General features: G+C 64.7%; 8 protein-coding genes and 1 pseudogene. 3 read left to right on the top strand and 6 right to left on the bottom strand.

What is annotated here, in order from left to right; translation table 11 throughout:
• Window positions 1-148: 148 nt before the first annotated feature.
• The 6 genes from BW982_RS16250 to BW982_RS17565 all read right to left on the bottom strand — a co-directional run bounded on the left by BW982_RS16250 (window position 149) and on the right by BW982_RS17565 (window position 7,978).
• Window positions 149-457 (bottom strand): L-rhamnose mutarotase, encoded by a 309-nt coding sequence (locus BW982_RS16250; protein WP_303046692.1) that lies wholly within the window; start codon window positions 455-457, stop codon window positions 149-151.
• A gap of 14 nt (window positions 458-471) precedes the next feature.
• Entirely contained in the window at window positions 472-1,314 is an 843-nt protein-coding gene (locus BW982_RS16245) for a carbohydrate ABC transporter permease (protein WP_254845632.1), read from the bottom strand.
• 64 nt (window positions 1,315-1,378) lie between these two features.
• A complete protein-coding gene (locus BW982_RS16240; RefSeq protein WP_254845631.1) occupies window positions 1,379-2,221 on the bottom strand; it encodes a carbohydrate ABC transporter permease in 843 nt (280 codons plus the stop codon).
• Window positions 2,222-2,353: 132 nt separating this feature from the next.
• Window positions 2,354-3,484: an ABC transporter substrate-binding protein gene (locus BW982_RS16235; protein WP_254845630.1), complete on the bottom strand. Its 1,131-nt coding sequence runs from the start codon at window positions 3,482-3,484 to the stop codon at window positions 2,354-2,356.
• Window positions 3,485-4,669: 1,185 nt separating this feature from the next.
• Window positions 4,670-4,882 (bottom strand): hypothetical protein, encoded by a 213-nt coding sequence (locus BW982_RS16230; protein ID WP_139327512.1) that lies wholly within the window; start codon window positions 4,880-4,882, stop codon window positions 4,670-4,672.
• A gap of 138 nt (window positions 4,883-5,020) precedes the next feature.
• The gene (locus BW982_RS17565; RefSeq protein ID WP_175611132.1) at window positions 5,021-7,978 is read right to left on the bottom strand and encodes a carbohydrate-binding protein; all 2,958 of its coding nucleotides are present in this window, start codon (window positions 7,976-7,978) and stop codon (window positions 5,021-5,023) included.
• 567 nt (window positions 7,979-8,545) lie between these two features.
• Between BW982_RS17565 and BW982_RS16220 the strand changes: the two genes are divergently transcribed.
• From BW982_RS16220 to BW982_RS16205, 3 genes and pseudogenes are all read left to right on the top strand, one after another.
• The gene (locus BW982_RS16220; RefSeq protein WP_083696765.1) at window positions 8,546-9,313 is read left to right on the top strand and encodes a FadR/GntR family transcriptional regulator; all 768 of its coding nucleotides are present in this window, start codon (window positions 8,546-8,548) and stop codon (window positions 9,311-9,313) included.
• A 243-nt stretch (window positions 9,314-9,556) separates the two neighbouring features.
• Window positions 9,557-11,271, top strand: a pseudogene (locus BW982_RS16210) (circularly permuted type 2 ATP-grasp protein).
• On the top strand, window positions 11,265-12,158 hold the full coding sequence (locus tag BW982_RS16205) for an alpha-E domain-containing protein (protein ID WP_083696764.1): 894 nt from the start codon (window positions 11,265-11,267) through the stop codon (window positions 12,156-12,158). The pseudogene BW982_RS16210 and the gene BW982_RS16205 overlap by 7 nt, the downstream one beginning before the upstream one ends.
• Window positions 12,159-12,184 lie beyond the last annotated feature (26 nt).

Here is a 12,184-nt window from a genome sequence, read left to right as displayed (position 1 = left end):
CCTCAGCCCCGTGGAGTTCGAACGACTTCACATCCCCGCCGCAACCGCGGCATGATCAACACACAAGAACCGTCCGAGAAACCGGGGCAGGCTCCCCTTGGCTACGGCACCCCCCTTATCAGACACGCCCTAGATCACGGCACCGAGATCAGTCGAGATGCCACGCCTCCTCGAGCTCCTGCCACGCGGGTGCGTCATCGAGGTCATCGAAGGGCACTTGGCACGGGCTTGTGTGCGCCCACCATTCCTGCGTCACCGGGTCGGCAGCCATCACGCGCTGGTCGGCCTCGTAGTCTTCGCCGATGTACTCGAAGTAGCCGACGAGCACGTCACCCCGCACGAAGATCGTGAAATTGCGGATGCCGCACGCGGTGATTGTCGCCTCGACGCCTGGCCACACGGCCCGATGCAGCGCGAGGTACTCCTCGCGCTTCTGCGGGATCATGCGGCACATCATCCCGAACCGGCGGGTCATCCCTTGGTGCCACCCGCGGTCATCCCCGTGACGAGGAACCGCTGCGAGAACAGGAAGATGATGAGCACGGGTGCGACGGCGATCAGGGTCGCGAGGGCAAGAACCGGCAGCTCGATCGTGGTCGAGCTCGCGTTTGTCGGGTTGAACTGCGGCACGTTGGCGAGGAGCTCGGCCAGGCCGACCTGGATCGGGGCCTTCGCGCCGGGCACCATCACGAACGGGAGGAAGTAGTTGTTCCAGTTCGCCGTGAAGGAGAAGAAGCCCACGAGGGCGATGACCGGTGTGGCCAAGGGCATCGCGATCTGTGCGAACACCCTGAACTCGCCCGAGCCGTCGATGCGCGCGGCGTCGAGCAAGTCGCGCGAGACCGTCGTGGAGAAGTAGATGTAGGTCAGGTAGACACCGAACGGGAAGAAGGAGAACGGCAGGATCACTGAGAACGGCGACCCGATAAGGTGCGCAGCGCTCAGCTCGAGGAAGATCGGCAGCACAAGCGCGGTGTTGGGCAGGAGCATCACAATGAGCGTGACGGCGAGCAGCAGGCGACGCCCGCGGAACTCTGTCAGGGCGAGGGCATAGCCGGCCGGAATGCTGATCACGAGGGTGATGACGAGCGCGGCGAGCGAGTAGAACGCCGAGTTGCCGAGCCACACCCAGATGATGCCGCTCTGATAGGCGACGAGGGAGTGGAAGTTCTCAGCGAGGGTGTCGAAGCCCCCGAAGGAGAAGGGATTGCCCAACAGCAGCGCCCGACCATCCTTTGTCGGCGCGAGCAGCAGCCACAGGATCGGCACGATGAAGAACGCGACGAACCCCATGATCACGAGCACAACGAGCACGCGGCCGACCCATGCGCCCGGGCTCACTGAGTGGACCGCGGTTCTCGGCTCGTTGCTGTTGATACTAATCGCGCTCAAAAAGACCACCCCTGAAGACGAAGAACGCGCTGAGTCCGAGCGCGACGACGAGCAGCACGAGGCTGATCGCGGCCGAGCCGTTGAAGTCGTTCTGCTTGAACGCGTAGAGGAACGCGAGTTGATTGAGCGAGTAGTCCTGCGGGACTACTCCCTTGCTGGCTTGGGAGAGCACCTTGGGCTCGACGAAGAGTTGGGTGCCCGCCGCGAGCGACAGGATCACCATGTACGAGATCCACTTACGAAGGAGCGGGATCTGGATGTACCAGGCCGTCGTGATGTGGCCGGCGCCGTCGATGCGGGCGGCCTCCATCACCTCGACGTCGATGTTATTGAGGGCGCCATACATGATGACGATCCAGCCGCCCGCGCCCGTCCAGAACGCGATGATGGCGAGCACCACGGGCAACTGGTCGACCTGCACCACTTGCACGAACGACTCGAATCCGAAAGCGTGCAGGAGGAACGAGACCGGGCTCACGGTGGGATCGAGTACGAAAAGCCAGAGCATGACGCTCGAGGCGCCCGCAAGGGCGCCGGGTATGTAGAACAGGAACCGCGCGCTCGTCGAGGCCCAGCGCGCCCTGATCCCGTGCACGATGAGGGCCAGCAGCACTACCAGGAGGATGAGCATGATGAGCCACACCACCACGTAGAGCGCGACGTGGCCTACCGCCGGCAGGAAGCGGAAGTCGTTGAAGATGCGCACGAAGTTATCGACGCCCACGAACGTGCCGTTCTTCGTGAACGCGAGGTAGATGGCGTAGAGCGCAGGTCCGACGCCGAACACGACGAGGAAGAGCGTGTACCCGCTGGAGAAGGCTACTCCCATGCGGGCTTGCGAACGGTCCGGCGCCTTAGTGGCGCCGGACCGCTGCCTGCCCGGGAGAGGGCTGGCAGCGGTCCGGGTGGTACTCACAGTGTGATTATCTCTTTCGAGTTGATGGGATGGGTGGAAGGCGAGCTAGCCGACGGTGTAACCGACGACCGTCGCTTCGTTCTCCATCTCCTTCTGCCACTCGTCGGCGACATCCGCGATCGTCTTGCCTGCGGCGAGGGCAGGGACGACGACCTTGGCGTATGCGGTCTCCGGGCTGAAGTTGGGGAAGCCCCAACCGCTCCACACTGTGGATGCCGCGGTGTTGACAGCGCTCTTGAAGTCGCCGGCGAAGAAACCGCTCGAAGCCTGATCGGTCAGCCACGTCTGCGCAGCAGCGTCGTAGGCGGGGAGGCCTCCCGTGCCCGCGGTGCTCGGGTCGGAGACGATGTACTCCAGGAAGGTCTTCACCGCATCGAGGTTCGTCGAGTGACTCGAGGCGTACCACACTCCACCACCGATGTTGCCGGTGACGGAATCCTCACCCTTCCAGGTCAGCGGTGCAGCTGCGCCCCACTGACCGGCGGTCGCGTTGATGCTGTCCGGGTTCTGGAAGAGCGCTCCGGCGTACCATGCCGCACCGGGGATCGCGACGAGCTTCGACGACTCGGCGACGAAGGGTGCGCTGAACAGGCTGTCCTGAACGAGCGTTCCGTTCGCGACCATGTGGTCGATGAGCGCGGTGACCTTCTTGGAGTTCGGGTCGTTCACGTCCGAGTGGAACGTCTTGCCGTCGACTTGGAAGATCGGTGCCTGGCCGGCCCAGTAGTAGACATACGGTCCGACGAACGAGTCGCCGACCGATCCGAGAATGTAGCCGGGGTGGTCGGCGGCGAGCTTGTCGCTGAGCGCCTGGTAGTCCTCCCAGGTCTTGGGAACGTCGTAGCCGAACTGGTCGAGCAACGCCTTATTGTACCAGAGCAGCACGGGTGCCAAGTCGTTGCGCAGGCCGTAGACGGTGTCAGAGATCGTTACCGGGTCGAGCGCGCCCTTGGTGAATCCGCTGAGGAACGATTCCTCCAGGAAGCCCTTGTTGAGCGGAGCAGCGAAGGCCTGCACGCCGTTGTTGGAGACGGATGCCCACGCCGCGTCATTCTGCTGCGACGAGAACACGACGTCGGGCCAGCCCGAGCCGGCCTGGTCGGCGAGGCCGATCTTGGTCTGGAAGGTGCCCGAGGCGCCGGCGGAGCCGTCATCCACGACGAGGTTGACCTTCACCTCGGGGTGAGCCTTCTCGAATGACTCGACAGCGGGCTGTCGAGTGGCGTCGGCCCAGATCGTGATCGTGGAGTCGGGAACTTGGGTGGCCGCGACAAAGCCATACTTCGGGTTGATATCGCTCGCGCTCCCACCGGCAGAACAACCGGCGAGAACTCCCACCGCTACCAATGCTGTGGCTGCGAGGAGAGTTGTGGAGAATCGGGCGAAGGTGCGATTGTGGTGCGCCATGGTCGCGTGCCTTTCTGGTCGACGTCGTTGACGACAGGATCCCGCCGGTCGGCAGTGAGTCATAGTAGATCATACATGTGATCTATTTGCAACGGGAGCGCAATGATGCACCGCTGTCGACTCGATCAGGCGGGTCGATGTCACGCCACCGCGTGCTGATGATCGCCCAGCAAACCTTCTCTCGGTGCTGGGCGACCCTCCACCCGCGCCTAACACGACGCGCCGCTGACCAACGCGACGCTCTGCCCAGGATGAGGCGCGAAAGGTCGGCAAGGGCGTCGCGTCTCAACGCCTCAGTCGTTCGATCGGCCGGTCACCGGGACTCAGCCCAGGGCATCCCTGATCGATCAGCGCCCTCGCCATCGCTCGTCCGGCAGAGGCGATGCTCATCAGACCCCAGAGCTCTCTCTGGTAGTCAATCTCCCCGACTGAGTGCAGGGTGAGCAATCATGCGACAGGCTCGTTGTGAATGCCGCGACGACGTGACGCACGGCCGTGGCGGCCTTCGCGTCGGTGGACGAAGAGAATCACTAGCAGGGCTCCCGCCGCCACAAGTGCGGTACCCAGCGCGAGCAGCGGGAGCGCGCCGCCCGCGCCAGTGAAGGCCAGCGCAGCAGCCTTCACTTCACACAACGGACCAGTCGTACACGAGGTGCGGGTCGTGATGAACGCGCGGTCGCAGACGCACATGATCGTGTCGGAGGTCGAGATCTTCGCCGCCGCTCCCGCTCCGGCGGGGATCGCGGATCTCGCCCGCCTCACGGTGGGGGACCAGGTCGTGGACGGATTCGCCCCCGACCGGTTCGCCTACACCGTCGACTCGACGGGTGCGGCCTGGCCGACGCTCCACGCGCTGGCCGTCGACACCGGTGCGAGCGTCGTGGTGACGCAGCCCGGCGACGCTGACGGTGTCGGCTCCGTGACGGTCACCGCCCCCGACGCCACCGCGCGCACCTACACCGTGACGATCGCGCGCACGGTGGGCGTCGCGGCGCCGACGATCGCGGGCGAGCCCCGCGTGGGAGCGACCGTGCGCGCGAGCGCCGTGACCGATCCCGCGGCGGCGCCGGTCACGGGCACGTCGACCCGCGGGGCCCCGCTGGACGGCGTCGGCACGGTCAGCGTCTCGCCCTGCGTCCACTCCCCGCCGCGCACGCGGTGGTCCACCCGCATGGTCGCGGGCCAGCTGAACGAGCTGCCGTCACGTTTCCCCTCCCCGAGGAGCCCCGCGGGGCGCGGGCGTGCACGCGACGAGGCCGTGCCGGTCGTCGCTCGACCACCGGCACGGCCTCGGTTCTCACGCGGTCAGACGTCGCTCCGACGGCGCCGCACGAGGAGCGCCCCGGCGCCGAGGACCATCAGGCCGAACGCTCCCCACGCCGTGGCGATGACGCCGTCGGCGTTCAGACCCGTCCGAGCCAGGCCTCGGTCGGACGCGCCCGACGACTCGCCGCCGCCGGGACCGGATGCCGAAGACCCGCCTCCGGTCACCGGGTTCCCGGAGCCGCCGTCCGGCGTCGGGTCTCCCGAGCCGTCGCCACCGTCGTCGCCGCCGCCCGGCTCGGGCTCGATCGGCGCGGGCAGTCTGAAGCTCAGGTTGTCCAGGTTGATGAAGCCGGTGTTGCCGGCCACGTGCGTCACCGAGATCGTCGAGGCACCCGCTGGCAGCACCACCTGAACGGACTTTTCCGTCCAGGCATCCCAACTCGTTGTCTTGGGGAGCGTGACGACTTGAGCCACCCCACCGGCGGTGACTGTCACGGTGCGATCCACCGCGGCCGGGGGACCATCCGGTCCGGCTGTGTATCGCAGCGTCAACACGAAAGTCCCGGCCGAGGGCACGCTCACCAGGGTGCTGGTCTGCTTACCCACGGCATCCAAGGCAACAAACCCCGAACCGGTAAACCCAGGATGATCTGATGCAACAGCAGCCCCGCCAGTCAGAACGCCAGCCTCCACCTCACACAACGAACCAGCAGCACACGGCGCGGGCAGTCTGAAGCTCAGGTTGTCCAGGTTGATGAAGCCGGTGTTGCCGGCCACGTGCGTCACCGAGATCGTCGAGGCACCCGCTGGCAGCACCACCTGAACGGACTTTTCCGTCCAGGCATCCCAACTCGTTGTCTTGGGGAGCGTGACGACTTGAGCCACCCCACCGGCGGTGACTGTCACGGTGCGATCCACCGCGGCCGGGGGACCATCCGGTCCGGCTGTGTATCGCAGCGTCAACACGAAAGTCCCGGCCGAGGGCACGCTCACCAGGGTGCTGGTCTGCTTACCCACGGCATCCAAGGCAACAAACCCCGAACCGGTAAACCCAGGATGATCTGATGCAACAGCAGCCCCGCCAGTCAGAACGCCAGCCTCCACCTCACACAACGAACCAGCAGCACACGGCGGTTCACTGCAGCTCGTGGGCCTGGTCGCGATATCAGGTGCCGTACGTTGTGCGGGAAGTACCCCAGCGTCTGAGATCACGGTAGCTGCGGCGCAAGGCCAGTTTCCTGGAGACCCATAGTTCGTGTCTCCGATGCCCGTGTAGCTCGAGCCGGGAGCGGTCGCGGCCCAGTTTCCGTAGCCCGTGAGATTGGAAATGTTTGAACTATAGGGATTTGGCCTCACCCAGGCGGTGGGGGAGGTGTTCGACACGTTCTGCAGCCATGTCAAGTCTCCAGACCCTTCGTCAGGGTAGAAGGACCAAATGAATCGCGATGCGTCGGCGATCGCAATGTCGGTGATGAAATTCTGGAAGTACAGGGTCCCTGGGCTGGCCGACAGGTTATAGATCGCGCCAGTGTCGTTGTGAGTTGTCGATATGCGGGCAACATAGTTCGCTTTGATCGTGTTGTTCTGCGACGTGGTCGGCGTCGTGAATCGTGGCTGATACCCGTAGAGACCGCGACCCGCGTAGTCAGAACTGCCTCCGGCGTCGTTGGCTCCCCAGCCGTAGCCCGTGGCGATTCCCGAGTACGGCATGTCGACTACGTCGTTGTGCTCGATCGTAGAATTCTGAACATACGTCATGAGAATTCCTGTAGCGCTGGTGTAGATCTCACCGGCCCCTCGAATCGAGTTGTAGCTCACGACGATGTTCGACAGGGTCATATTCGCCACAGTTTGGTCGCTGACCGACGGGTCGCGAGTGCCGGTTGCATCGTTGAGTGTTCCGGGGTGGTGGGCATCTTGCAGAATCCCCCCGATGGTCATCGCGTTCGCGCCGATCTGGAAGAAGTCGGAGTTCGTCACCGTGATGTTCTGAGTCGCTAGGCCGACACCACTGAGGTTTGACACCGCGTCGTTTCCGATACCCAAACCTCCGGCCCCGAGCGCCGTGAGCGTCACACTGTCAAATGTGACATCGCGGGCTGCAGCAACCTGTATCGCCGAGGGCATGAGTTGCCAATCCGGGCGAGAGTATTCAAAGTTTGCATATCCACCAGACGGGTACGCGTCACTGCGAAGTGACATGTAGCCGCCCGTCTGCTGGTCTACGTACCCACCCGTCACCGTTGGCTCGTTCCACGTCGTGCCCGTGAAGGTGATCCCCGAGAATGAAATGTTGTGCGCCTGAGAATCCGCCGACGAGCCGTTCAATGTCATCAACGTTTGCAGTCGCGGCAGCTCAATATCGAGGTCCTCCGCGTTCACGCCATTGGCCGGCTTGTAGTACAGCGTGTTCGAATTGGTGTCTAAGAACCACTCATCAGCAGAGTCAAGGAACGCCAAAGCATTCTCGGCATAGAAGCCGAAGTCGGTGAACGGTGCTGCCATGTGGTCCCATCCCCACGTGTTGTTCTTCCATGCAGGCTGCGCCATGACAATCGTGCTGCCGTCACTGCTCAGGCCTGACACACGTGAGTATCGGTCGGTGAAGGCGCCGATACTCCGCAACTCCACATTGGCCAGCGCCGCCCCGGGCAAAGACTTAACCGAATCCCACGCTGGGTTTGAACTGGATACTCCCGTGGCATCGAAAGTCGGTCTCGGCAATTGCGTCCGCGCGCGCGAAGCAGTGTGCCCGTCAACAAAAAGGCTTCGAGTGGAACTTCCGGCAGGAACAGATGCCTGATAGATGCCGGCGCCTCCAGAGACAAGAGACCAGCCGGTCACCCGAGTCGCGCCGGAAATTACCGGCGTTGCCCCAGGAGCGGCTTCCCACGTCACCGTGTGACCGTTGAACCCCGAGTCCGCGGCCGTCAACTGAAACGTGTCGGCTAGCCGATAGGTGCCTCCCGCAAGCTGGACGACGATGTCGTCCGCCATTGATGAATTAATCGAACGAACCTGTTGGCGTGCACCCGCTAGCGAGATGGGGTCTGCCAGGGTCCCCGCCGAAGAGTCTGAACCGGATGGGGCCACATAGATCGTGGTTACCGCGGCGTAGGCCGGGGAGGGAAGAACGACTACCGAAGCGACGCTGAGCCCAATGACGACCATCGCCGCCATTCTTGCCTTCATCCCCGATGGAACCAGACGAAATTGAAGCACCCTTGCCTCCAGTGGTTGAGAGAAAAGCCGGCTTTGGCCTTCCCAAAGTGAAAGCATATATGATGTATGACCTCACACCCCGAAAGTTTTTTCGAGTTGCTTGCCCTGATGAGGCGATCGGACCAGACGCACGAACCTGTGCTTGGCCCGCCGGGTTGGCGGATGAGGTCGGCAACGACAGCGCATACCGGGCGAGGCCGGGGCGACAGGCCCGCCCCGGCCTCGCGACGAGGCGCTTCACTCACCATGATGAAAGTCAGGGGCCGAGCCGACCGGACTTCGCCTAGGGGCGCGGCAGGCGCGGCTCGCGCAGCTTTAGACCGGCGCGTCTTACACTGAAGCATGACTGCCTACGCCCCCGACCAGCGACCACCGCTGCGGCGCGTGCTCGCGGGATCGTCCATGCGCACTCCCTCGGCCCCCCTGGGCGTCGCTGTGGTGACAGACCTCGTGGGCGCCATCGTTACTGGCGAGCTCCAGCCCGGCGACGTACTGCCGCCCGAGAGCAGCCTCAGCCAGCAGTTCGGCGTGAGCCGAACAGTCATCCGTGAGTCGGTGAAGCGCGTCGAGGAGAAGGGCCTACTCACCGTGGCCCAGGGACGCGGCACGACAGTCAACCCCGCGACCGCCTGGAACGTGCTTGACCCCGTAGTGCTGTCCGCCCTCGTCGACCACGATGATTCTTTGGGCGTGCTCGACGAACTCACCGTGGTGCGGGCAAGCCTCGAAGCCTCGATGGCCTCGGCAGCAGCAAGCCGCCAGACCCCTGAACTCAGCGCGGCCCTAGAGGAGGCCTACCAGCGCAGTGTCGCCACGTTCGACGACTTCGAAACATACATTGATGCCGACGCCGAGTTCCATTACACGGTGATGGAGCAGTCAGGCAATCTCCTGGCGGCCAACATCACACACATCCTGTTTGCACGCGCCCGCGAGAGCTCCCGTTTCACAGGCGCCGTCACGCAGGAGGCCCTGGTGCTCACCCTCGCGGAGCACAAGGCAATTCTCGATGCCATAGTGGCCGGAAACGCGGAACAGGCCGCCGCGACGATGCACGACCACATCTGCGGGGCCTGGTCCCGCCGCCGCCAGTCAGTGTCGCGAAGCTAGCCCACATGGACGATCTTGTGCCAGACCGCTCTCTTACACTGGGCATGTTCTGACGAACCCGCAGCCCATCCTTGCTGAACTGACCTGGTGGTAGCGCGCCGTCGCGGCCTACCCGCCCAATGCCGACCATCAGGCCAAGACCGATCACGAGATCCCGGTCTTCGTACTTGAGCCGATGGACGGCTGATACGCGCTCGAGCGCGCTGAAACACCACCGCAACATCGCGGCCCTAGGCTCAAGCCATGGCTGACCTGTTCGACGGCTACGGTGCCACCGCCACCAAGGGCACCGGCACGCCCGCGTGGGACGAGATGTTTGCCACGCCGGGAGCGGCTCGTGCGTCGTACAAGGAGATCCAGGGCGCCCTCGCGCAGATGACGCAGGATGAGCTGCGCGGGCGCACTGACGCTCTCGCGAGTTCGTATCTCGCTCAAGGTGTCACCTTCGACTTCGCGGGCGAAGAGCGACCGTTCCCGCTGGATGCCGTGCCTCGCGTGATCGATCAGGCCGAGTGGCTCACTGTCGAGGCAGGTATCAAGCAGCCAGTCAGGGCACTCGAGGCCTTCCTCGCCGATATCTAGGGCGCCCAGGCAGCGGTCAAGGACGGCGTGATCCCTGCACGGCTCGTCACGAGTTCGAGCCATTTCCACCGCGAGGCCGCGGGGATCGAGCCCGCGAACGGCGTGCGCATCCAGGTTTCGGGCATCGACCTTATCCGCGACGAGAAGGGCGCCTGGCGGGTCCTCGAAGACAACGTTCGCGTGCCCAGCGGAGTGAGCTACGTCATCTCCAACCGCCGGGTCATGGCGCAGACCCTTCCCGAACTTTTCGTGTCGATGCGCGTGTGACCGGTCGGCGACTATCCCCACAAGCTGTTGGGTGCCCTGCGAGCTTCTGCGCCCGGTGGTGTGGAAGACCCTACGGTGGTCGTCCTCACACCCGGTGTCTACAACTCGGCGTACTTCGAACACACGCTGCTCGCTCGGCTCATGGGTGTCGAGCTCGTCGAGGGCCGCGATCTGTTCTGCTCCGGCGGTCGGGTCTGGATGCGCACGACCGCCGGCCCCACGCGCGTCGACGTGATCTACCGCCGCGTCGACGACGAGTTTCTCGACCCACTGCAGTTCCGCGCGGACTCGATGCTCGGCTCTCCCGGGCTCATGCTCGCTGCGCGCCTCGGCAACGTTACGATCGCTAACGCGGTGGGCAATGGTGTGGCGGACGACAAGCTCGTGTACACCTATCTGCCCGACCTCACGCGCTATTACCTCGGCGAGGATGCGATTCTGCCCAACGTGCAGACCTGGCGTCTCGAAGACCCGGCGTCGCTCGAGGAGGTGCTCGACCGTCTCGACGAGCTCGTGATCAAGCCCGTGGACGGCTCCGCGGCAAGGGCCTCGTGATCGGGCCCGCGGCATCCAAAGACGAGCTCACCAAGCTCAAGCAGACGCTGCTCACAGACCCGCGCGGTTGGATCGCGCAACCCGTCGTGCAGCTGTCGACCATCCCGACCCTTGTTGATGCCGGGATGCGGCCCCGCCACGCGGATCTGCGGCCCTTCGCGGTTAACGACGGCAACGACATCTGGGTGCTCCCCGGTGGACTCACGCGGGTGGCACTCACCGAAGGCGAACTCGTCGTCAACAGCTCGCAGGGCGGCGGCTCGAAGGACACCTGGGTCGTCGGTCAGGACCCGCTCACGGTGTCGCGCCACTCGATCCAGGGTCTCGTCGCGGGCCAAGCCGCGGCGACAGACACGTCACCCATCAACGTCGTCTCGTCGTCACGGCATCCCGAGCAGGATCACGCCCCGCGCGATCGGCCGCTAGGGCACGGCCAGCAGGAGCAGCAGCAGCAGGCGCGCGGTGGAGCTATGGGCAATCGCGCCAGCGATTGCGCGACCCCAGCGCCGAGGGAGCCTGCGACCGAGGGGACCCGCGAGGTACCAGCATGCTGAGCCGCATCGCCGAGAGCCTGTTCTGGATCGGGCGCTACATCGAACGCAGCGACGGCACAGCGCGCATCCTCGACGTGCACCTTCAGCTCCTGCTCGAAGACCCGTGGATCGAGGAGGATCTCGCGTGCCGCTCCCTCCTGAGCGTCATGGGCAGCGAGGTGCCCGAAGACCGGCAACTCAACCGCCAGAGCGTGCTCGAGATTCTCGCCGTCGACCGCTCGGAGCCGGCATCCATCGCCTACTCGCTCGGCGCGGCTCGGGAGAACGCCCGCCGCGCTCGCGAGATCGTCTCGACCGAGCTGTGGGAGTGCCTCAACACCACGCGCGCCCGGATGCCCCGCAAGGTCTCCGCAGACAAGGTGCACGAATTCTTCGGCTGGGTGCGCGAGCGCTGCGCCCTCGCCGTGGGCATCATCGAGTCGGCGACGAGCCGGGATGAAGCGTGGCAGTTCTTCACGCTCGGCCGCTCCCTCGAGCGCGCAGACATGACGGCGCGACTGCTCGCCACGCGATCGCTCACGGAGGCGAGCGGACCGAGCTGGACCACGATCCTCCGCTCCTGCGGCGCGTACGAGGCCTACCTGCGCACTTACCGCGGCGTGCCGAGCGCGCGCAACGCCGCCGAGTTCCTGCTGCTCGACAGGCTGTTCCCGCGCAGCATCATCTTCTCGGTGTCCCGCGCCGAGCAGTGCATGCGCGACATCGAGCCGAGGGCCGATCGTGTCGGTGTGTCAGACCAGGCGCAACGCCTGCTCGGCAAGTTCAGCGGAGACACCGGCCGGAGCCTGGTTGGTACCGTCGCTGCTGCCCCAGCGGGCTTCCAGGCCTATGCGGCAACCCAGTTGACCGGACTGGCTGGTATTCAGGCAAATGGAAAAATACGCTAACGGACGCAATCGTCCAGGAGAACTGA

Origin of the sequence: Microbacterium sp. RURRCA19A (assembly GCF_900156455.1) — a bacterium.
Taxonomy (GTDB): Bacteria; Actinomycetota; Actinomycetes; order Actinomycetales; family Microbacteriaceae; genus Microbacterium.
Note: the sequence above shows the minus strand (reverse complement) of the source record. Positions and strands in the feature narration are given on the sequence as shown.